This window comes from Archangium gephyra, assembly GCF_049060025.1.
Lineage (GTDB): Bacteria > Myxococcota > Myxococcia > Myxococcales > Myxococcaceae > Archangium > Archangium gephyra_A.
This window is the reverse complement of sequence record NZ_JBMEQQ010000002.1, coordinates 1,652,769-1,674,357: the sequence shown is the minus strand read 5'-3', so window position 1 is coordinate 1,674,357 and position 21,589 is coordinate 1,652,769. Positions and strand designations below refer to the sequence as shown.

Here is a 21,589-nt window from a genome sequence, read left to right as displayed (position 1 = left end):
AATGGTTGGGGGCCTGACAACCGGACATCCCAGGGCGTAAGGTGCCGCCCCCCATGAGACTGCTCTCCCTGCTCGTCCTGCTGACGGCCACCGGCTGTGCCTCCACCCTCTCCACGATGCAAACGGCGAAGCCGCTTGCCCAGGGGCAGTTCCAGGTCTCCGGTGCGGTGGGGGTCTTCACCCCGGTGGGCCAGCTCGGCACGCTCATCGACGAGGGCATCCGCCAGGGCGAGGCCATCCACGACACCGTCCGCTCGGGCGCGCCCTACCACCTGGAGGAGGCCGAGGCCCAGCGGCTGCTCGGCGTGGGCATGGCGCTGGCGGTGGCCCCCCCGGGCCCGGCCAACGAGCTGATGATCCGCACCGGCCTGCTGGAGTCCAACACCCTGGACGTGGGCCTGCGCCTGAGCACCACCTCCCTGCGCTTCGACGGCAAGGTGCGGCTGGCGCACGGCGGCACCCCCGAGGACTCCTCCCTGCCCGACTACCAGCGCAAGTCCTATGACCTGGCCCTCGGCGTGGCCTACTCCCGCCACCTCTTCAAGAGCCCCGTCCTGGATGCGCTGGAGATCGTGAAGATCGACGAGTTCTCGCGGTGGGACATCGAGGTCCCCGTCTACCTGAGCATGGACCTGGGGGACATCTTCAAGCTGTACGCGGCCCCCAAGTACATCTACAGCCGCACCTCGCTGGACTCGCGGCTGGTGGACGTCTCCCGGGAGGGCCAGGACGTGTCGGGCTTCGACCTCTCCCTGCCGGCCGAGGTGACGAGCCACTTCTATGGGGCCAGCGTGGGTTTCGCCCTGGGCTTCCGGTACGTGCACCTCTTCGCCGAGCTCACCGGCGGCTATACCGACTGCCGCCCCCTCGTCTTCGGCCAGCGGCGCGATCTGGGGGGGGTCACCCTGTACCCCTCCATTGGAATCGCCTTCAAGAATCCCCTGCCGTTGTGGGGCCGGGGGTCTCGTTCCAATTCTCCGGTAACCCCGGAAAATCCGGTTTCCATCCGCTGAAACAGGCGTCCAGGCGGGCGTCCGTGGCCGTTCCGGCGCTCCGGCGGCTCTGGTAGTGTCCCGCCGGTTCCGTCGAAGTCCGGACCGCCGAGGTCTCCGCGCGTGAGTCAAGGTTCCACCCAATCCGCAAAGTCTCTCAGCCCTCGGGGGCCGCACCTCAAGGGGCGGTTCCCGGATGGGACGACAGGGGAGTTCCCTCTCGGGGATTTGACGACCCTGGGCCGCCACCCGTCCAACACCGTGCGGCTGGTGGATCGCGAGGTTTCCAAGGAGCACGCGACCATCGAGCGGATGGGGCGCGACTTCATCCTGAGGGATCTGGGCTCGTCCAACGGCACCTTCGTCAACGGCAAGCGCGTGGCGGAGCTGCGGCTGCGGGACGGGGATGAGATCAGCCTGGGCACCTCCAAGCTCATCTTCCACACCGGGGAGCCGCCGGTGGCCTCCGCTCCTCCTGTCGGAGGCCCCAGCGCCTCTCCGGGACGGGCGGCGCCCCGGGTGACGGTGGTGGCGCAGTCGCACTCCATCCCCGCGTTCCTCGCGCAGATGGATCAGCAGGTGCCGCAGAACTTCCGGCCCGCCGAGCAGATCCAGGAGCTGGCCACCCTCAAGCGCGAGTACGAGAAGCTGCGCATCGCCTACGAGTTCCACCGCCAGGTGAGCCAGCAGGGCAAGCAGGGGGATCTCTTCGAGCAGATCCTCTCGGTGGCCTTCCAGCTCCTGGCGGCGGACCACGGCGTCATCCTCAAGCCGGGCGCGGACGGCCAGTTCTCCCCGGTGGCCATGAAGCACCGGCAGGGCAGCCCGCCCAACGTGATGGTCTCCGACACCGTGCTGCAGAAGGTGGCCGAGACGAAGAAGGGCGTGCTCACCGCGGACGCCATCATCGACGAGCGCTTCTCCTCCTCGGAGAGCATCGTGGCGCAGGGCATCCGCTCGGCCATGGCGGTGCCGCTGCTCGCCAAGGGCAAGCTGGAGGCGGTGCTCTTCCTGGACTCGCGCCAGCAGACCAACGCCTTCTCGGAGAAGGACCTGACCATCCTCTCGGGCATCGCCGCGCAGGCGGCCATCGCCCTGGAGAACGCGGCCCTGGGCGAGCAGATCCAGGCCGAGGCCATCACCCGCGCCGAGCTCAGCCGCTTCCTGTCCCGCGCGGTGGCCGAGGCGGTGATCCGCGGCGAGACCGAGGACCTGCGGCAGAGCCGGCTGGCGGAAGTGACGTGCCTGTTCGCGGACATCCGGGGCTTCACCACCCTGTCGGAGAACGAGTCTCCGCAGGAGGTGGTGTCCATGCTCAACGAGTTCTTCACCCTGATGGCGGGCGTGGTGTTCCGCCACGAGGGGAACCTGGACAAGTTCATCGGCGACTGCGTGATGGCGGTGTGGGGTCCTCCCTCGCCGCACGCGGACGATCCGGCGCGGGCGCTGCGCGCGGCGCTGGAGATGCAGGACGCGGTGGAGGTGCTCAACGGCTCGCGCATGGCGGCGGGCAAGCGTCCCATCGAGGTGGGTATCGGCGTGAACACCGGCCAGGCGGTCGTGGGCTACATGGGCAGCACCGAGCGCCATGAGTTCACCGCCATCGGCGACACGGTGAACACGGCCTCGCGCCTGTGCGGCCTGGCCAAGGGAGGCGAGGTGGTGGCCAACCAGAGCACCGTGCAGAAGGCCGGCACCGGCTTCGAGGTGGAGCCCCTGCCCGTCACCCAGGTGAAGGGCAAGGAGAAGGGCGTCCAGGCCTTCCGCGTCATCGGGTTGGAGATCACCAACTCCCAGCGATGAAGACCGTCAACTGCCCAAGCTGTGCGCGTGCACACGACGTGAGCGGCCTCGCGGACGGCCACGAGGTGGCGTGTGCCTGTGGTGCCCGCTTCCCGGTGCGCGCCGTGCCGGCCTCCGCCCTGGAGCCCGAGATGTCCGCGCCCACGCTGGTGCGGCCCTCGTTGCCCTCGGCGGGCACGGCCCTGGAGCCGCGGACGCCCGAAGGGGAGGGCACGTTCGTGGGCGGCTCGGTGGAACTGCCGGGCTACGAGCTGGTGCGCGTGCTGGGCCGGGGCGGGATGGGCGAGGTGTGGCTGGCGCGGCAGAAGTCGCTGCACCGCATGGTGGCCGTGAAGGTGCTGCCGCCGCGGCTGGCGAAGGATCCCGAGTTCGTCACGCGCTTCGACAAGGAAGCCACGGCGCTCGCGGCGCTCAACCACCCCAACATCGTGCAGATCATCGATCGCGGGGTGGCGGGGGAGCACTACTACTTCGTGATGGAGTACGTGGAGGGGCGCTCGCTGCGCGACGTGATGCGCGAGCTGTCGCCTCCCGAGGCCCTGCGCCTGGCGCTGCAGGTGGCGCGGGCCATCGAGTGCGCGCACGACAAGGACATCATCCACCGCGACCTGAAGCCGGAGAACGTCCTGCTGGACAAGCGCGGGCACGTGAAGGTGGCGGACTTCGGGCTGGCGGGCATCCGCAGTCCGGACTCGCGGCTGCAGCTCACCGCCACGTCGGTGGCCATGGGGACGCTCAACTACATGGCCCCGGAGCAGCGCCGGGACGCGAAGAACGTGGACGGGCGGGCGGACCTGTTCTCGTTCGGCGTGGTGCTCTACGAGATGCTCACCGGAGAGATCCCGGTGGGGCGCTTCAAGCTGCCGTCCGAGCGTGTGCAGGGGTTGGACGCGCGGGTGGACGAGGTGGTGGCTCGGCTGCTGGAGAACGAGCCCGACGCGCGCTACGCGAAGGCCGCCGAGGTGTGCCAGGCGCTCGAGGGGCTCGTGTCGAGCACCTCGCTGCCGCCGGGGGCGCTGCGGGCCCGGGAGGAACTGAGCCCGGTGAAGCGCCGGCTGAGCACGGGTTGGCGCACGGTGCGGACGGTGCTCACGGCGCTGGGCGGGCTGGTGGTGATCTTCGCCGGGGCGAGGCAGGCGCTGGGCCCGGTGACCCTCTTCCAGTGGGGCGACACGAAGTGGGTGCTCGGCACGTGGCTTCCCCGGCCGGTGGCGGCGGGCAAGCCGTGGCCGGCCAACACGGATGGGGATCTGTTCGTCGCCTCGACGATGGAGGATCTGGCGGACGGGCGGGTGCGGTTGGGGGTGGACTTCGTGGAGGGCCAGGAGGAGTTGAACGCCCACGCGGGGACGTGGAAGCTGGAGAACGGGCGGCTCCACGTCATTCAGGGAGGCGATGAGGCCAGCGGCGGGCAGTTGATTCCGCGCGCGTACCTGGCCCACCGCTACTTCTCCAGCGACGACTTCTCCGCCGAGGTGCTGATGAGCGCGAGCCCCCTGGACAGGAGTTATGTCCAGGAGCCGGACGCGCAGCACTTCGCCGAGCTGTCCTACCGCGTCACGGGCCTGCAGGTGTCCGTCTTCGCCATTCCGGAAGCGGGCATGCGGCTGGGCTGGAAGTACACCACCGCGGATGGGCAGGAAGTGGCGGGCAACAGCGCGCAGGAGGTGGAGAGCCTCGTGCAGGACGAGACGCCCGTGCCCGCCGGCCCCTTCCGCGTGAAGCTGCAGCTCAAGAAGAAGAAGAACGGCGTGGACGTGCACGCGTTCCTCAACGGCTCCTCCGAGCCCTTCGCGTACAAGTTCCTGGAGGGCTTCCAGGGGCGCTCGGCGAAGGTGGCGGTGGGGTGCCGCAACCTGGTCTGCTCCTTCGATGACGTGGTGGTGCGGGGCATCCAAACGAAGAAGTCCGCGCACACCAGCAAGGTGGCGGAAACCCAACAGGAGTGACGGGAGGACTCGTCCTGTAGGACGAGCCAGCGTCCGGGAGCGCACGGGGACACCCCCCGGGTGTGCTCTTGCGGAGCGCGAAAGGCGTCACCACCTTTGGCCGCGCGGTTTTGACTCCGGGGTCGAGGGGAAGCCATGGACTTGCGGTGGGCATTCGCCCCGCTGTACGCGGCGGGACTGGGTGCGCTGGTGGTCGCGGCGTTCGCCTTTGGCCGCAAGGACGCCCGGGCCTTCATGCCGCAGTGGCCGATGGCGTGGTTCGGGCTGCTGGCGGTGCTCTTCGCGATTGTCACGCTGCGTTACCGCGCCGGGCCCTTCATGTGGCTGTCCCCGAGCTCTCTGGGGGATGGGCTGGGGCTGGCGCTGCTGGTGGTGGCGGCGGGGCTGGCGGTGGCGGGCTCCCGGGTCTGGGTGCGCGCGGATGCGCTGCGGGCCGAGGCGCCCCGGAGCATCGACGAGGGCGTGACGGCGCTGCGCGAGGGCCGCTCCCCGGGGTGGGGCGTGTACCGGGGCCGGTTGGGCTCGAGCGATCAGGTGACGTCGCCGGGCGGCGTGGTGTGCGCCTTCTACGAGGCGGAGCTGCGCGGGGTGATGCCGGACGGGAGCAAGGGGCCGCTGCTGTCGGTGGAGCGGGCGTACGCGCCGCTGCTGCAGGTGAGGGGAGAGCGCGCGGAGGCCGCGGTGAGCTTCTCGCCGAAGCTGCTGCTGGCGCCGGTGCGGATCCTCCGCTGCCAGATGGGCAAGCCGCTGGCGGAGACGGGCACGGGCGTGCCGGCGGAGGGCCGGGTGGTGGAGGAGTCGCTCTCGTACGAGCGGGTGGGGCGGCTCGGCGAGGAGTGCCTGGTGGTGGGGGAGCTGAAGCAGGGGCCGGTGCCGGGCGTCTACGAGCTGCGCGGGAAGCAGGGGGGACCGGCGATGGTCATCCTGGGCAACGCGGGCGAGGGCACGGGGACGGTGCTGGCGCGGCGGGCGTGGAAGCTGTTCGCGCTGGCCGGTGGGCTCACCGTGGCCGCGGCCTGGGTGCTCGCGGGCTGAGGCCATCCGCCCCGGGGCGTTCTGTTACCGACGGTAACAGCGGTTACGAAACCACACCGGACACGGTGCGGCGGCTTGGGGCGGCCAGAGGGTGGGCTTCAATGGTACGGAGGTTGCGTTCGCAGCCTCCCGGCATCCATTGACCCACAACCCCAGGGAAGCCATGAAGAATGCTCGACTCGCCGCACTGATCCTCTCGGGGGGAATCTGCTCGGCCACCCACGCACTGGCCCAGACTCCCGGCACCGGTGACGCCACCCCCCCGTCCGCCACCCAGCCCGCTCCGACGCCGACTCCGACCCCGGCCGTCGCCACTCCGGCCCCCGCCGAGAACGACGAGAACCTCTTCCGGTTCTACGGCACCCTCACCCCGCGCTTCGTGATGGCCAACAGCGCGATGGAGTCCTTCAGCCAGCCCAACGAATCGGCCGTCACCGCCGCGGGCAACCCCGTCTTCTCCAACTTCCCCAATGAGGCCCGCCATACCTTCCAGGTGGCGCAGTCGCGCTTGGGTTTCTGGCTCAACGAGAAGGGGCCCCTGAGGGCGCAGGTCGAAATCGACTTCGTGGACTTCACCAAGGCCACGCCCACCGTGGCCAGCCTGCCCCGGCTGCGCATCGCGCACGTGGACTACACCTTCCTTCCCGGCCACACCGTGGCCCTGGGGCAGGACTGGGATCTGCACGCTCCGCTCAATCCGCACGGCATCAACCTGGTGGGCGCGCTCTTCCAGGGCGGCAACACCGGCTTCATGCGCCAGCAGTTCAAGTACTTCTACACCGCGCCGGACTTCGAGCTGGGCGCGGCGGTGGGCTTCCCCGCCCCCAACGTGGGGCCCAAGGACGCGGGCTTCGAGATTGGCGCCCTGCCCACCCTGGCGGTGCGCGGCACCTACAAGTTCGGCAAGAGCCGGGTGGGCGTCTCGGCCCTCGCCACGCGGATTCCCTTCAACTTCAGGGCCCCGGACGAGCGCCATGCCACCGCTTTCGCCACCGCGCTCTTCTCCGAGCTCGCGCCCTCCGACACCACCCACATCCGGGTGGAGCTCAACTTCGGGCAGAACACCGCCAACCTGGGCATGTTGTCGCTGTCTCAGGGCCGCGCCGCCACGGACGTGCAGGACTTCGGAGGCTTCATCTCGGTCCGCCAGGTGTTGACGGGCATGCACGCCATCTACGGCATGGCGGGTTACCAGAAGGTGCTCGATCCCTCGAAGGTGGTGCCCAGCTACGACACTCCCGCCACTGGCGCCGCCACCCTCTCGGGCACCGGTCCGGGCCTGCTGCACAACGGCTCGGTGCGCCTGGGCTACGAGCTCAAGCCCCACCGCAAGCTGGCCTTCGTGCTGGAGGGCTTCCTCTTCCAGTCGCACCACCGGCTGCAGGCGGCGGACGCGCCGAATTTCGATCCGGATCGCACCGCGCTGGGCCTCGAGACGGGCGCCATCCTGAGCTTCTGAGCCAGCAGGGCTTCAGTCCTCGGAGGAGGGAGAGGGGAGGGGGACTCACCCTTCGTCCGCGATGCCGTACTCCGCCGGCTTCCCGCCCATCGAGGCCACGTCCGGCGCGAGCCGCTGCTCGGGGAGCCGCGGCAGGCGGAAGCGCACGTGGGTGCCCTCTCCCTCCCGGCTCTCCAGCTCCACCCGGCCCCCATGGAGCAGGAGGATGCCTCGCGAGAGGTACAGCCCCAGGCCCATGCCGCCGCGATCATGCGGCGTCCCCGCATGCGCGCGGTAGAAGCGCTCGAAGATCCGCTCCCGCCGCTCCTCCGAGATGCCGATGCCCTCGTCCTCGATGGAGACTTCCACCTCACCTCCGTCCAGCGAGAGGGTCACCTTCACGGGGGTCCCCGCGGCCGAGTAGCGCGCGGCGTTGTCCATCAGCTCGGTGAGCACCTGCTGCAGCCGCGCCGCATCGCCGAGCACCCATGCGTCCGGTCCCGGCTGGACGTGGATCGGATTGCGCGGATGGCGGGTGGCGGTGCTCGCGGCGGCCGCCTCCACCAACGCGCGCAGGCGCAGCTCCTTCTTCTCGAAATGCAACCGGCCGAGCTGGAGCTGGGAGGCATCCAGCAACGTGCGCACCACCCGGTCCATCCGATCCACGCCCACGCTGATGCCCTCGAGCTGCCGGCGCAGCGCGGGTGGCGGATGTGAGGTCCGGCAGGCGAGCTGGGCGAAGGACTTCATCACCGCCAGGGGCGTCTTCAGCTCGTGCGCGGCCATCTTCACGAACTCGCCCTGGAGGCGCTCCAGCTCGATGGCCTGGGTGATGTCGCGCCCCACCGCCACGGCGGCGACGACGTGGCCCGACTCGTCCCGGATGGGCGCGGCGTTCACCCGCAGGACGCGCCTCCGGTTCAGTGGAGTCAGTGTGAGGACGACGTCCGTGTCGTCCACCTGCTCACCCCTCAAGGCCCGGGAGAGGGGCAGGGCGTTGAAGGCCAGCTCCTGTCCCTCCAATTCCTTGGGGTTCAGCTCCCGGTAGACGGTGTCGAGGCGGTGGCCCTCGCGCGCCGAGCTTCCCGAACAGCGCCAGCGCGGCCCGGTTGGCGAGGGTGACGGTTCCCTCGGGGTCGAGCACGATGACGGCCTCGACCATGCTCTCGATGATGGCCTGGAGCTCCGCTGAGCGCCGCTGGACCTGGGCGAGCAGCCGCCGCCGTTCCTCCTCCTGGCGTTGGCGCTCGGCGAGCGTGCGCGCCAGGATCCGGTTCCGTTCCGAGCGAGCCATCACCATTCCGCTCGCTCCCAGCCCCGCCCACAGCAGGAGGCCCAGGGCCACCACCAACCCTCGCTGGCGGCGCACGTCATCGAAGAGCGCGTCCTCCTCCGTCGAGACGAACACCCTCCAGCCCGCGCGGGCGACGCTCACCTCGGCGGTCCGCCACCCACGCTCCAGTCCGGCCTCCCGCTCCCAGGCCCGCAGATCCTCGAGGGTGAGCTCGGACAGGCACCGCACGGTGCGGCCCTGCCCGCGCGCCCACGTGAGCAGCTCCTCCTGCCGCGGGTGCGCGATGAGCGCGCCGGCACGGCTGACGAAGTAGAGGATCTCCGTGGGGGAGACGTTGGCCTCACGGACCACCTCTCCCATCAGGGGGAGGGTGATGTCCACGCTCACCACCCCGCGCGGCTGGCCCTCGTCATCGAAGAAGGCCCGCACCAGGGACACGTACGTCAGGCCCATGTCGAAGTAGGGCTCGGAGATGTAGATGCGCCCCTTCTGCTGCCAGGCCCGCTGGTACCAGTCCTTCCGGGGGTAGTCGTAGGCGGGCGTGGACCACTCGTAGGTGAGGACCAGGGGCCCTCCCTCCGGGCCGTGGTGGAGGTAGGGGCCCATGTAGCGCACGCCGGGCTCGAACCGGCCGGGCTCGAACCACACCCCGATCCCATGGACGATGCGCGCCGGTGCGGAGGGCAGGACCCGGCGGAGCAACTCCTCGACCTCGCGCTGCTCCCGGAGGGGGCCGGCGAGCGAGGCCAGGGTGTCCAGGAGCTGCTCCGCGGCGTGGATCTGGTACCCCAGCTCGGACGCCAGCTCGTTGGCGTGAGCGGCCTGCTGGGCAAGGGCCTCCTGTTCCTGGCCGCGACGAGCCCGCTGGTCGAACACGATCAGACCCGCGGTGAGCGCCACGCCCAGTCCCACGATCAGCAGCAGGGCGAGCGACCGGCGCGCGAACGCCTCGTGGCGGTACCCCTCCCGGTGTTCACCTCGTGGCGATGGAATCCCTCCGGCTCATCCAACAGGGATGAGGACGTGAGAGCGGCCTGCCAAGAGGGCGGCGGAGGCACCCAGTCCGCGCGCCCCGTGCCCGAGCATCGGGGCTACCCCTCGTCGGCGATGCCGTACTCCTTCAGCTTCCGGCCCAGCGTGTTGCGGCCGATCTGCAGCACCTTCGACGCCGCCGTCCGGTTGCCCTTCACCGAGTCCAGCACCCGCAGGATGTGCCGCTTCTCCACCTCGGCCAGCGGCAGCAGCTCGCCCGTGCCACCCTCGGCCACTGTCTCACCGGACTCCACTGGGGCCGGCGGCGCGCCCACCACCTTGGGCAGTGGCAGGTGCTCCTCGAGGATCTCCCCCTCGCACAGCACCACCGCGCTCTCGATGCAGTTCTCCAGCTCGCGCACGTTGCCCGGCCACCGGTAGCGCTTGAGCCGCTCCAACGCCACCCCGCTCAGCCTCGGCCGCGGCAGCCGGTGCCGCTTCGCCGACGCCGCGATGAAGTGCCGCGTCAGCCGCTCGATGTCCTCCCCACCGCGCTCGCGCAGCGGCGGCAGCACCAGCTCCACCACCTTGATGCGGTAGTACAGGTCCTCCCGGAACTTCCCCTCCGCCACCATCTTCACCAGATCCCGGTTCGTCGCCGCGACGATCCGCACGTCCACCTTGATCGTTTGCGTGCCGCCCACCCGCTCGAACTCCCGGTCCTGCAGCACCCGCAGCAGCTTGCCCTGCACCGGCAGCGGCAGCTCGCCAATCTCGTCGATGAAGACCGTGCCGCCATCCGCCGCCTCGAACTTGCCCGGCATCCGGTGGTCCGCCCCCGTGAAGGCTCCCTTCTCGTGGCCGAACAGCTCGTTCTCGATCAGCGACGCCGGCAGCGCCGCGCAGTCCACCTTCACGAAGGGCTGATCCCTCCTCGGCCCGTTGACGTGCACCGCCCGCGCGAACAGCTCCTTGCCGCACCCGCTCTCGCCCCGCAGCAACACCGTGGCGTCGGTGGGCGCCGCTTTCTGGATGAGCCGGTAGATGACCTTGAGCGGCTCGGACTCGCCGATGATCCGGTTGAAGAAGTAGCCCACCGGCGCGTGCGGCTGATCCTTCGCCCGCTTCAGCTCCTGGTACAGGCTCGTGCTCTGCAGCGCGTGGCTCACCTGCACCGCGATGGCCATGAGCCGCTCCACGTCGTCGTCCGTGAAGCGCCCTCCGCCGCGCCGGTTGAGCACCTGCAGCACGCCGTAGATGTCCCCGTCCGTGTCGCGCAGCGGCACCGCGAGCATCGTCGTGGTGCGGTAGCCCGTCAGCCGGTCGATGTCCGCGAAGAAGCGGCTCTCTCCCCGGGCGTCCGGCATGTTCACCGGCTCGCCGTGCTCGGCCACGTAGCCGGCCACGCCCTGGCCCACCTTCACCCGGATTTGAGACACCTCGGGCAGGTGCGCCGCCCGCGAGAAGAGCTCGCCTCGCGCCGGATCCAACAACCACAGCGTTCCCCGGTCCGCCTGCATCGTCACCGCGATGCGATCCATCAACGTCTGGAGGAACGCATCGAGATCGATCTCCCGTCCGACGAGCCCGCCGATCGGGAGCAGTACCTGGCTGATGTCCGGGGTCGAGGCCATGACGGGGAGGGGGGAAGCTCGAAGTCCGGGGGGACACTATCGCAGTGCGGGCCCATGTGCCCCTCCGGATCACGCGCAGGCGGCCCCGAGCACGATGCGCTTGCCCTCGCGCGCCGGCTCGGTGGCGGCGAAGTGGTTGCGGGCCTCCTCGGCCATGTTCTCCACCTGCTCGTCGTTGTGGGCCGGGTCATGGTGGAACAGGAACAGCCGCTGCGCGTTCACCGCCGCGGCCACCTGGGCGGCGTCCACCATGGTGGAGTGGCCCCATCCCTTCTTCGGGATGCCCTTCTTCCCGTTGTACTCGTCCGGGGTGTACTGGGCGTCCAGGCACAGCGCGTCCGCGCCCTCCATCCACTTCGCCACCCGCGGATCCAACGTGGCCAGGGAGATCTCCATGTCCGTGGCGTAGACGAAGCTGTGGCCGTCCGCCTCCACGCGGTAGGCGAGGCACCCCTGGGGGTGCGGCGCGTCGAAGGGCGTCACCCGGAAGGGCCCCACCTCCACCGTGCGCCCGTGCAGCGCCGAGCCGAACGTCATCCGCGAGCGCATGGTGGACAGCGGCACCGGGAAATTGGGCGGCTCCATCTGCCTGGCCAGCACCGACTCGAGCGCCTGCGCCCCGTCCGCCCCCGGGCCGTACAGCGTCAGCTCCGTGGTGGGCAGGTAGCCCGGCGTGAAGAAGGGGAAGCCCTGCACGTGATCCCAGTGCAGGTGCGAGAAGAAGAGCGTGGCCTTCCGCGGGTCGCCCTCGCGCATCATCGCCTCGCCCAGCGCCCGGATGCCCGTGCCCGCGTCGAGGATCAGCCGGTGCCCCTGGCTCACCACCTCCAGACACGAGGTGTTGCCTCCGATCCGCGCCGCGTGCGCCCCCGACACCGCGATGCTCCCCCTCACTCCGTAGAATCGCACTTCCATGGTCGCTCCTCCTCGAAGGCTGGTGGGGCGGTCCAGACCGGCCGCCCTTCTGTGCCCCTGGAAAAGCAAGGACGTTGCCAACGTCAAATGGCTGGAATTGCTGGGAATCCAGGGCGGTAGGGCAGATCGACTGCTCCATTCCGGCGCACCTGGATGGAGCGCACGCTCCGATCCGGATCGATCGGGAGCGCGTGGGGTCGCCGGGCATTGTGTGGGAATGGACACACATGGAAGACTCGGCGCGCCGCCGCTTGCGCGGCATGAGGGGGAACTCCCGCGTGTATCCCGATCGCTTCCGGCTGCCCCAGGTCACCGAGCACGTGCTGACGTGGCTGGAGAGGCGCCGGCCCGGGTTCGGCGAGTGGGACGGTGAGGTGGAGGCTCAGCTCCGGGCCGAGTCGCGGCTGGCGCTGGCCGACGTGGCCGGGCGCTTCGCCGAGGTGGCGGAGGATCCCGGCTACTGGGCGCGCCTGGAGCGCAGCGTCTACACGGTGGCGTTGCCGCGCTACTTCCAACTGGCCCGGGAGCACCACGCGCTGCAGCGGCGCAAATACGGGGTGTGGCGCGGGGGGGATCTGCTCTCGCGCGTGGCGTACACGGGGGCGGGGATCGCCGCGGCGGTGGTGGTGGCCGTCACGGCGGTACCGGACTGGATCGAGCCGCTGCCCTTCGCGCTCATCCTCTTCGGGCCCTTCCTGCCGGACATGCAGGAGTCCTTCTACGAGCGCCGCTACCGGCGGCAGCTCGAGACATTGGTGCGCGACATGGGTGTGGAACAGCAACAGCTCGAGGCCTACCGGCCGCTGGACGAGTCCGTCCCACCGGCCCTCGAGCGCCTCTCCGAGCCGGAGTCCCCGGTGCGGAGCGGTGAGTCCTCTTCGAAGGAGAAGGTATGAGCAAGGTGGGAGATCGAATCCTCGCGGCGTTGAAGCAGCCGCGGACGCGGAAGCTCTGGCCCATCGGCGTGCTGCTGTTCGGTGGCCTGTTCGCGTACAACGTGTGCACCGTCTACATCCGGCCCGCGGAGAGCGGGGTGAAGCAGGTCATCCTGGGTGGAGGCAAGGGCATCCGGGACACGGTGTACGGACCGGGCCTGCACTGGGTGACGCCGGGGGCCGAGCGCATGCACCGCTTCCCCACGGATCTGCAGCTCCTGGAGATGGCGGACAACCCGGCCGAGGTGGGCGAGGGCGCGGATCACCGCGTGGTGCGGGCCATCCGGATCCAGACGTCCGAGGGCTACACGGTGTCGGCGGACGTCACGGTGCTCTACCGCATCGAGAATCCGTACAAGGTGATGACGCAGATCGGCCCGGGGCGGCTGTACGAGGACTCGGCGGTGATTCCGCGCGCGGAGCAGGTGCTGCGCCGGACGCTGGGCGAGATGGACGCGGATGACTTCTACAAGGGAGACCGGCGCGACAAGGCGGTGGCGCAGGCGCAGAAGCTGCTGATCTCGGAGCTGGAGCCCAAGGGCATCAAGGTGACGCACGTGCTGCTGCGGCAGTACCGGTACGACTCGCGCTACCAGCAGGCGATCGAACAGCGGAAGATCCAGGATCAGTCCGTCTTCAAGAACATGGCGGAGGCCGCGGCGGCGCAGGCCGAGGCGGAGATGAACAAGATCATCGCCGTGGGCCAGGCGACGGTGCAGGTGGAGCTGTCGCGCGGAGACGCGGAGGTGGCCAAGCTGCGCTCGGAGGCGGATCTGTACCGGCGCACCAAGGCGGCCGAGGGCGATCTGGTGGTGAAGCTGGCCCGGGCCAAGGGAATCGAGTTGGAGAACGCGGCGCTGCGCGGGGCGGGCAGCGAGAACATGGTGGGCCTGAAGATGGCGGACGTGCTGGGTGGCACGCAGGTCATCGTGGTGCCCACGGATGGCGAGAGCGGAGTGAACCCGTTGGATCTCAACGCGGCGCTCCGGCGCTTCGATGTGAAGGGGATGTGAGAGCCATGAAGCGCATGGACTTGAGGATGCTGGGGTTGTTCGTGCTGCTGGCGCTGCCGGTGGTGCAGGGATGCGCGTGCCACTCGACGGAGGCGAACGAGGTGGGTGTGCTCACGCGGAAGTTCACGCTGATGGGCTCGCGGGGCGTGCAGCCGGAGACGTACGCGCCGGGCGCCACGTACTTCTTCTTCCCGCCGTTCTCCACGGACTGGGACACCTTCGAGACGAAGCTGCAGAACCTGAAGATGAGTGCGAAGGCCGACGGGGAGAAGGGCCGCACGGACGACATCGAGTTCAAGACGGTGGACGGCAACGACATCGCGGTGGACGTGACGGTGGCCTGGCGAATCGATCCCGCGAAGGCGCCGCACCTGATGCAGAAGGTGGGGCGCACGACGCTGGACGTGGAGAACCGGCTGGTGCGGTCGGCGACGCGGGCGCTGGTGCGCGACGCGCTGAACGTGCTGCGCTCGGAGGACTTCTACACGGCGGACAAGCGCTTCGCGGCGGCGGAGAGCGCGCGCAAGCTGCTGGAGGAGGCGCTCCTGCCCGAGGGAGTCATCGTGGAGCAGGTGATCTTGCAGGAGCACCGCTTCAACCCCGAGTACGAGAAGGTGATCCGCGAGAAGAAGCTGGCAGAGCAGACGGCGGAGAAGCTGCGCTCGGAGGCGCAGGCGGCGGCGGAGGAGGCCAAGCGCAACCTGGAGTCGGCCAAGGGCACGGTGTCGCAGAAGATCGCCCAGGCGATGGGAGAGCTGGAGCAGACGAAGCTGGCGGCGGACGCGGAGCTGGTGCGGGCCACGAACGAGGCGACGGCGATCCTCAAGGAGGCTGAGGCGAAGTCGAAGGGTATCGCCAAGGAGAACGAGGCGATGGCGGGCGCGGGCGGCCGGACGATGGTGAAGATGCGCATCGCCGAGGCACTGATGGGCAAGCAGATCATCTTCATGCCGAGCGGCGGGCGCAGCGGGGCCACGCTGCAGACCATGGACATGAACCAGATCCTCACCCAGTACGCGACGGGCAAGGCCACGCAGGCGGCGAGCAACGGGCAGTGAGGCTATGCCTGACCATACTACTGGTGGTCAGGTAGCATCGCTTCGGGCGTAGGCCCGTGCTGTTCAAGAAACCGCTGAAGTCGGCTAAATGGTTCCAGCTGCCATATTTTTTCATATGGCAGCGTTGGGAACATTCCCATGAGCCATTGGCGTGAATTGCTTGGCCGGTGCTTGTTTGACTTGGATATTAGATCAGCCAGAACCTCATGCGGCCGGTGTTTGGCACGTTCGCGCTCTACAGGCGTAGGCGCTGGAAGGCCAAGAGTCTCAAGTAGCCCTGGCACCTCAAAAAAGACCATTTCCATCTCTGGCACGAGCAGGATTAGCTCCCACTCGTTCCTGGGTGCGGTAGTTCCCAGCATGGTCTCTAGATATTTTCTGCGATCCTCAACCCTGGAAGGATCATGTTCATCCGCATCAAGGATGAGAGCCACGGGAAGCTGCTTGACCCCAACGAGGGATCTTGCAAGTGATTGTGCTGACGAACTCCCTTTGGCAGTGAAGACCTGGGCATGCTTGATCTTCTTGGCTTTGATTAGTGACTTGATGAGTTCACTGTCGAACTGACCTTCCGTAACCACGCACACTGTCATGTCGCCTCCTCCGCCAAAAGACTGTAGTCCGAAAATCCGTGCTCGATGGCGTGACGAAACTTCTTTTGTAGTCCAGAACGCATTGCGCGCTTGTGAGGCCATATTCAATGTCGTCCGCATCCCAAAGAAGGACATTGATGGGAGTGCTAAACTGGGCGAGCACCTTTGCTGGGTCGGTAAATCCTCGAATGCTGAAGATTGCGCCCATCGCTTGTGTTGGACGTCGAGCGAGTCGTGCGCGTAGTTTGGCGATAGCATCGAAGTCGATGCTGTCTTTGTACTGCTTCATTTCCAACAAGCAATACAGTCCGCCATCTTGAACTGCGCCATCAATTTGTTCGAGCTCTTTGCCATCTCGGCGTACTGAAAAGGGCCAGGTCACCTCAGCTCCCTCCAGTTCGAACGCTCGAAGTACTAGGTATTCGAAGGCCTTCCCCTCTGGCCAGTCACGCAGGGATGTGCCGCTCTGGAGCTGGCGGTACATCCTGGTAATGTCGGCCGGTTTCTTGATGCGTTTGATTTTACGGATGTATTCCTCGGATTTTGCCATCCCTCACTCCTTCCAGAGCATCTTCCACGGGTGCTTGCGCAGGTCCGACAGCAGGGTCTTGAGGTCGTCGTACACCTGCTTGTCCTTCTGCAGCGCGCCCACCGTGCCCTCTCCGGCCTCGATTCGTGCGAGCAGCCGGTCCGCCTTCGCGGCCATCTGGTCGAGCTTCTCGCCCGCCGCCGTGTAGCGCTCCAGCGCCAGCTTCAGCCGCTCGCCATCCTTCGCGTCGAGCCCGCCCGTCATCATCGACAGCCCGTTGAGCGTCTTCGCCGCCGAGCCGGAGAGGCCGGGCAACTCCCGCTTCATCATCGCCGCCGTCTCCGCCGCGTCGCCCAGCAGCCGTGCCCCTGTTCCTCCTGGTTGCATGGCCTCGCGCGTGACCTTCGCCAGCATCCGCAGGTCCTTCGCCGCCGCCGTCAGGTCTCCCGTCAGCGTCTTCAGTTCGCCCCGGTTGTCATCCAACACGCCGGCCAACGTGCCCGTCAGCCGCGACAGGTTGCTGGCCAGGTTGCGCATTCCCTCCGGATCCTCCGCGAGCGCGCCGCTCGCCACGTCCAGGAAGGCCGAGAGCTGCTGCGCCACCAGATCCAACCGCGGCGCGTCCGTGCCCCGCAGTGAGCCTCCGGAGGAGGGAAGGGGAGGTGAGGACGCCGAGCCCGGGTTCAGCTCCAGGTACGGCTCGCCCAGCGGCCCCACCGTGGCCACCGTCACCCGCGTGTCCTCCCGCAGCGCCACCATCGCCTCGGGCTTCACCGAGAGCCCCATCCGCACCGGCAGCGGCCGGCCCTGCGCATCCCGCCGGTCCGGCTCCAGGTGGATCTCCTCCACCCGGCCCACCGCCACGCCCCCCAGCTTCACCGGCGCGCCCTTCGTCACGTTGCCCGTGTGGCTGAAGTCCACCGAGAGCACCGGATCGCGGCCCAGCGTCAGCTCGCCCATCAGCCACAGCAGCCCGAGCACGCCCGCCAGCGCCGCCAGTACCAGCGCGCCCACCTTCATCTCCAAGCGACGCTCATCCATCCGATGCGCTCTCCAGGAAGGGCGCCGTCAGGGCCCGTAGCTCCGGCTCCGAGGATGCCAGGAACTCTTCCGGTGTGCCCAGGAAGGCGCAGCGCCCCCCTCCCACCACCAGCACCCGGTCCGCCAGCGTCCGCAACAGCCGGTAGTCATGGGACACCACCAGCGCGCCCAGCCCTCGCGCCTTCACCGAGGCGAGCACCTCCTCCACTTGCGCCGCCGCCCTCCGGTCCAGCCCCGTGGTGGGTTCGTCCAGCAGCAGGTACTCCGGCCGCAGCGCCAGCGCCCGGGCAATCGCCGCCCGCTTCTTCGCCCCGGGCCCCAGCTCGGTGGGCAGCCGATCCGCCGCTGCTTCCAACCCCACCTGGGCCAGCGCCTCGAGCACCGCCTCCGGCGAGAGGCCGGGGGCCGCCATTGCCACGTTCTCCCGCAGCGTCCGCCAGTCCAGCAGCGCCGGGCCCTGCACCAGGTACGGCGCCCGCTGGCGCAGGGCCCGCAGGGCGCGCTCGGGCATCGTGTCCACCCGCTCGCCGAGGAGCTCCACCCGGCCCGCCTCCGGCTTCAGCAGCCCCACCGCCAGCCGGCACAGCACGCTCTTGCCCGCGCCGCTCGCACCGGCCACGAAGGTCAGCTCGCGCGTGGACAGCTCCGCGCTCAGCCCCGTCAGCACCCGCCGGCCGGACTCGAACGTCACCACCACTTCCGAGAAGCGCAGCATCCCCGCTCACACCCCCAGGGCCTGGAAGCCGAGCGCCACCACGAAGGCGATCAGCAGGCAGCCGAAGCACGCCGCCACCACCCCGCGCGTGGTGGCCTCGCCCACCGCCTCGGCGCCTCCGCGCGCGGACAGGCCCGCCACCGCCGCCGCCAGCGGAATGTAGAGGCCGCAGCCCGCCCCTTTCGCCAGCCCCGCCAGCACGTCCCACCCGTCCACGAAGCGCGCGTCCATGAAGGCCGTTCCGTCCACCCCGAAGGCCCAGCTCGCCGTGGCCACCGCCGACAGCGTCGCCGCCATCGTCCCCACGATGCACAGCAGCGGCACCCCCACCAGCCCGGCCACCACCCTCGGCGCCACCAGGTCCGCGTACGGGTCTCCCGCCGACATCTCCAGCGCCTCCACCTGCTCGTTGACGCTCATGGTGGACAGCTCGGCGCTGTGGCTCGCCCCGCCGCGCGCCGCCGCCAGCAGTGCCGACACCACCGGGCCGAACTCGCGCACCAGCAGCTCGAAGTAGGGCGGGCCCACCACTGGCAGGTTCCCCGTCACCTTGCGCGCCTGGCTGTCCGCGAACGTCACCAGCACCGCCCCGAAGAAGGCCATCCCCGACATCACCAGCCACATGCTGCGCGAGCCCGTCTCATGCAACTGGTGCAGGCACTCGCGCCAGGACAGGCCGTGGCGCACGCTCGCCCGCACCGTGCGCGCGAGCATCAAGGCCGGGGCTCCGATGAAGGCCAGGGGATTCATGGGGGGGCCGGGATGCTACCGGAACCTGCATCAGGACACCTGTGTTAGCGGGAATGGATGTGATGATGGTGGTGCTGCGTGGGACGGCGTGACGTCCGTTTTCGAGCAAGGGCGGCCTGGATGAGCTGCTCCACCTCGTGGGTCAGCCGGAAGCAGAAATTGCCCTTCGGTAGAGCGCGCTCGGGCGTGAGGATGCCCTTCTTTATCCAGTACCGCACGGTGTCCCAGGTTACTCCGTACTTCTCGACGAGCCCGCGCGTGGAGTAGCGGCCGTCCGGCAGACGAGCCGGCGGGCGCGGATGGTGACTGTGACCTCGGTGATGCGGCGGTTTGCCCGGTGCGTAGCCCTGCTCGCGCGCCCTGGCCAGGAGCGCCTCCAATTCGGGCGTCATCTCGAACCAGAAGGGCTCCTTGTTCCACTTGTGCATGGGCGTGCGGCTGTGCACGGGGGTTATCAGGCCGCGGTGGACCCAGTAGTGGACCATGGGGGCCGTCACTCCGAAATGCGCGATGAGACCGCGGACGGAATAGAGCCCCTGCTCGTCGCGCTCGGGCGCGCGGATGCTGAATCCTCCAGCAGTTCGTCCAGCACGAATGCCCTCTCGCTTGCGAATGCCCGCCACCAGGCGGTTGGTGAAGGTGTGCCGCAGGCCGCTCTTCAAGCCACGCCGGTTGAGCTCCTCTGCTATTTGCGAATCGCAGTAATGCTTCCTGGCGAGCTTGCGAATCTTGGCGATGACTTGGGGTGACGTCCTTCTGGATTCGGAAAATGTGGGCCGAGGCGTCTGCAACTCGGTGATGGCCCCTGTCTTCCAGAGGATTCGGATGCGGGTGGCCCGCTTGGGCACGTCCACCGGCGAGAGCACCACCTCTTGGATGAGCAGCCGCAGTATCCGCTTCTTGTCCGAGTTGGTCGTGGTCGGCGCGTTCCACAGCGCGGGCAGGTCGCCCGCCAGCGTTAGTATCTTCTTCTTGTCCTTGTCCGAGAGCCTCCAGCGGACGGGTGCTCCTGGCCTGCTCGTACTCATGCTCGACCCGCGCGAGTTCCTCGAGCTTCTGATTCCATCGCGACTCCAGCGTGCGGGCCACCACGCGATTCTCCGGCTCCACGGCGTTGTACTGGCGCTCGGCGCGCTGGGCCTCGTAGCGCACCCGCTCCAGGCGCAGCTTCCACTGGCGGTTGACCTCCTCGGCCTGCCGCTCCACCTCCTTGAGGACCGCCAGCGACAGGTCCAATTCGGGCGGGGCGAAAGCCACCAGCAGGGTCTCGACTATCTTGTCGTCAATGCGGCGTGCGACTGTGGACCAGCAGTTGCCCTCGCCATAGATGCGCCGGCTGCACTGGTAGCTGGGGTCGTCGGCGACGGAGTAGTCCGGGTGCATCCGCCGGCCACACTTGCCGCACAGCACCAGCCCCTGGAGCAACGCCGGACCTCCGCGTGGCGCACCTCGGCCGCGCACATGCGCCCCTCTGACCGCATTGTCTTCGAGGCGCTTCAAGTTCTCCAGGTACTGCTCCCAGGAGATGTACGCGGGGTGCGCATCGCGCAGGAACGCATGCCACTGCTCTGGCTCCTGGAGCGTCTCGTGCTTGCGTCGCATCTCTCCTTCGACGAGGACGCGCCGGTCGCGATTGCGGCCCCAGGCGTAGGCTCCGGCGTAGACTGGATTGCGCAGGATGGACACGGCACGCGGGACATCCAACGCGTGCCAGCGAATTTCCGCCGGAGCGCCCCGGTGGGCATGCCGTGAGGGGAAGAGCAGCTTGTTGCGGGTGAAGTAACGCACGGCGCCGCTGACACTGCCCTCCAGGCGGAAGCGCTCGAAGAGGAGACGGAGGGCCTTCTGCACCTGCTCGTCGGGGTCGAAGACGAGCGCACCGTCCTCGAAGATGTAGCCGGTGGGCGGGGGATAGACGAGCTCACCCTTCTTCGCCTTGTGCAGGATGCCGCCTTGCAGGCGCAGGCGCATGGAGTGGCGCTCGGCGTCACTCATGGTGCCCTTCATGCCCAGCACCAGCCGGTCATTGAAGTCGTTGGCGTCGTAGACGCCATCGTCATCGATGATGAGCGTGTCGGAGAGCGCACAGAGGTCGAGCAGCCGATGCCAATCGGATGAGGAGCGCGCCAGGCGTGACACCTCCAGCGACAAGACGGCGCCCACCTTGCCGAGGCTGACCTTGGCCGTCAGCCGCTGGAAGCCCTTGCGCCGGGTGGCACTGGCACCGCTCTGACCCAGGTCCTCATCGATGACCTCCACCTGAGTGGCGTCCCAGCCGAGTTTCTTGGCCAGCTCCACCAGGGCGTACTGGCGCTCAGTCGACTCGCGGTGCTCGTGGACCTGCAACAGGGTGGATTGGCGGATGTACACCAGCGCGGGTCTGGCCAGGTGCTCTGACCGAATCTTGGTGCTCATCTCTTGCCTCGCTTCCCGCGGGAGCCTTGGTGAGGGCCTTGAACAGCACGTCGGCCAGCACGCCCAGCAGCTCGTGCCGGGCCGCCGCGGGCAGTGCGGTGAAGAGCTCGCCCGGCGATGACCGGCCGTTGGCGCTTCTCGTCCGACGCACTACCTTCCTGGTCATGGAGCCGGGACTTATTCCTCAAGTCATCGAGAAGAACACTCAGCTCGCGGAGCGATTCAGGGTGCAGCTTCGGACATTTCCCTCGGAACTCGAGCGGTGGGGGCCTGGGCCGTAGGTCCGTCCAATCCTCGGGAACCTTCGCGAGCCGGCCATCGGGAAACAGCAGCACGACGCTGGGGCGGCCGAGGTAGCGCAGGCGCTGCTGCACGGGGAATGCACGCCCCACGAACGGATGGAGCGGGTGGGTGATGACCACCCAATCTCTCGACGGCTGCGTCTTTAAGGGGGGGCGTCGTTGGGGGCTTGCCAGACCCGCGCAAACCCTCGAAAGCATTGGTCCGC

General features: G+C 68.6%; 19 protein-coding genes and 1 pseudogene. 8 read left to right on the top strand and 12 right to left on the bottom strand.

Annotated elements, in window-relative coordinates; genetic code table 11:
* Positions 1-53: 53 nt before the first annotated feature.
* The 5 genes from ACN28I_RS07385 to ACN28I_RS07365 all read left to right on the top strand — a co-directional run bounded on the left by ACN28I_RS07385 (position 54) and on the right by ACN28I_RS07365 (position 7,238).
* Entirely contained in the window at positions 54-1,013 is a 960-nt protein-coding gene (locus ACN28I_RS07385) for a hypothetical protein (RefSeq protein WP_420941397.1), read from the top strand.
* Between the two features lie 102 nt (positions 1,014-1,115).
* Entirely contained in the window at positions 1,116-2,795 is a 1,680-nt protein-coding gene (locus ACN28I_RS07380) for an adenylate/guanylate cyclase domain-containing protein (protein WP_420941396.1), read from the top strand.
* A 38-nt stretch (positions 2,796-2,833) separates the two neighbouring features.
* Positions 2,834-4,744 (top strand): serine/threonine-protein kinase, encoded by a 1,911-nt coding sequence (locus ACN28I_RS07375; RefSeq protein WP_420941395.1) that lies wholly within the window; start codon positions 2,834-2,836, stop codon positions 4,742-4,744.
* 135 nt (positions 4,745-4,879) lie between these two features.
* Complete coding sequence (locus ACN28I_RS07370) at positions 4,880-5,779, top strand: hypothetical protein (protein WP_420941394.1); 900 nt, start codon at positions 4,880-4,882, stop codon at positions 5,777-5,779.
* 163 nt (positions 5,780-5,942) lie between these two features.
* Positions 5,943-7,238, top strand: coding sequence for a hypothetical protein (locus ACN28I_RS07365; RefSeq protein WP_420941393.1), 1,296 nt, complete (start codon positions 5,943-5,945; stop codon positions 7,236-7,238).
* Between the two features lie 45 nt (positions 7,239-7,283).
* Here ACN28I_RS07365 and ACN28I_RS07360 read toward each other — a convergent pair whose 3' ends face one another.
* From ACN28I_RS07360 to ACN28I_RS07345, 4 genes are all read right to left on the bottom strand, one after another.
* Positions 7,284-8,240: an ATP-binding protein gene (locus ACN28I_RS07360; RefSeq protein ID WP_420941392.1), complete on the bottom strand. Its 957-nt coding sequence runs from the start codon at positions 8,238-8,240 to the stop codon at positions 7,284-7,286.
* Positions 8,182-9,423, bottom strand: a complete 1,242-nt coding sequence (locus ACN28I_RS07355) for a PAS domain-containing protein (RefSeq protein ID WP_420941391.1) — start codon at positions 9,421-9,423, stop codon at positions 8,182-8,184. Before ACN28I_RS07355 ends, ACN28I_RS07360 begins: the two co-directional genes overlap by 59 nt.
* 179 nt (positions 9,424-9,602) lie before the next feature.
* On the bottom strand, positions 9,603-11,117 hold the full coding sequence (locus ACN28I_RS07350) for a sigma 54-interacting transcriptional regulator (RefSeq protein WP_420941390.1): 1,515 nt from the start codon (positions 11,115-11,117) through the stop codon (positions 9,603-9,605).
* A 69-nt stretch (positions 11,118-11,186) separates the two neighbouring features.
* Positions 11,187-12,032, bottom strand: coding sequence for an MBL fold metallo-hydrolase (locus ACN28I_RS07345; protein ID WP_420941389.1), 846 nt, complete (start codon positions 12,030-12,032; stop codon positions 11,187-11,189).
* A 278-nt stretch (positions 12,033-12,310) separates the two neighbouring features.
* Between ACN28I_RS07345 and ACN28I_RS07340 the strand changes: the two genes are divergently transcribed.
* From ACN28I_RS07340 to ACN28I_RS07330, 3 genes are read left to right on the top strand one after another with little or no spacing between them, the layout of a single operon-like run.
* Positions 12,311-12,928 (top strand): hypothetical protein, encoded by a 618-nt coding sequence (locus tag ACN28I_RS07340; RefSeq protein WP_420941388.1) that lies wholly within the window; start codon positions 12,311-12,313, stop codon positions 12,926-12,928.
* Positions 12,925-13,980, top strand: a complete 1,056-nt coding sequence (locus ACN28I_RS07335; RefSeq protein ID WP_420941387.1) for an SPFH domain-containing protein — start codon at positions 12,925-12,927, stop codon at positions 13,978-13,980. Before ACN28I_RS07340 ends, ACN28I_RS07335 begins: the two co-directional genes overlap by 4 nt.
* 5 nt (positions 13,981-13,985) lie before the next feature.
* Entirely contained in the window at positions 13,986-15,038 is a 1,053-nt protein-coding gene (locus tag ACN28I_RS07330; RefSeq protein WP_420941386.1) for an SPFH domain-containing protein, read from the top strand.
* A gap of 17 nt (positions 15,039-15,055) precedes the next feature.
* Here ACN28I_RS07330 and ACN28I_RS07325 read toward each other — a convergent pair whose 3' ends face one another.
* The 8 genes and pseudogenes from ACN28I_RS07325 to ACN28I_RS07290 form a co-directional block, all read right to left on the bottom strand.
* Positions 15,056-15,631, bottom strand: coding sequence for a hypothetical protein (locus ACN28I_RS07325; protein WP_420941385.1), 576 nt, complete (start codon positions 15,629-15,631; stop codon positions 15,056-15,058).
* Positions 15,591-16,181 (bottom strand): restriction endonuclease, encoded by a 591-nt coding sequence (locus ACN28I_RS07320; RefSeq protein WP_420941384.1) that lies wholly within the window; start codon positions 16,179-16,181, stop codon positions 15,591-15,593. The genes ACN28I_RS07325 and ACN28I_RS07320 overlap by 41 nt, the downstream gene beginning before the upstream one ends.
* Before the next feature lie 3 nt (positions 16,182-16,184).
* Complete coding sequence (locus tag ACN28I_RS07315; RefSeq protein WP_420941383.1) at positions 16,185-17,201, bottom strand: MlaD family protein; 1,017 nt, start codon at positions 17,199-17,201, stop codon at positions 16,185-16,187.
* Positions 17,194-17,916, bottom strand: coding sequence for an ATP-binding cassette domain-containing protein (locus tag ACN28I_RS07310; RefSeq protein WP_420941382.1), 723 nt, complete (start codon positions 17,914-17,916; stop codon positions 17,194-17,196). Before ACN28I_RS07310 ends, ACN28I_RS07315 begins: the two co-directional genes overlap by 8 nt.
* A gap of 6 nt (positions 17,917-17,922) precedes the next feature.
* On the bottom strand, positions 17,923-18,666 hold the full coding sequence (locus tag ACN28I_RS07305) for an MlaE family ABC transporter permease (RefSeq protein WP_420941381.1): 744 nt from the start codon (positions 18,664-18,666) through the stop codon (positions 17,923-17,925).
* A gap of 44 nt (positions 18,667-18,710) precedes the next feature.
* Positions 18,711-19,694: a hypothetical protein gene (locus ACN28I_RS07300; RefSeq protein WP_420948877.1), complete on the bottom strand. Its 984-nt coding sequence runs from the start codon at positions 19,692-19,694 to the stop codon at positions 18,711-18,713.
* A gap of 301 nt (positions 19,695-19,995) precedes the next feature.
* Positions 19,996-21,081 (bottom strand): annotated as a pseudogene (locus tag ACN28I_RS07295) (recombinase family protein); the annotation flags it as partial.
* A complete protein-coding gene (locus ACN28I_RS07290; RefSeq protein WP_420941380.1) occupies positions 21,078-21,581 on the bottom strand; it encodes a DUF5372 family protein in 504 nt (167 codons plus the stop codon). The pseudogene ACN28I_RS07295 and the gene ACN28I_RS07290, both read right to left, overlap by 4 nt.
* Between the last annotated feature and the right edge of the window lie 8 nt (positions 21,582-21,589).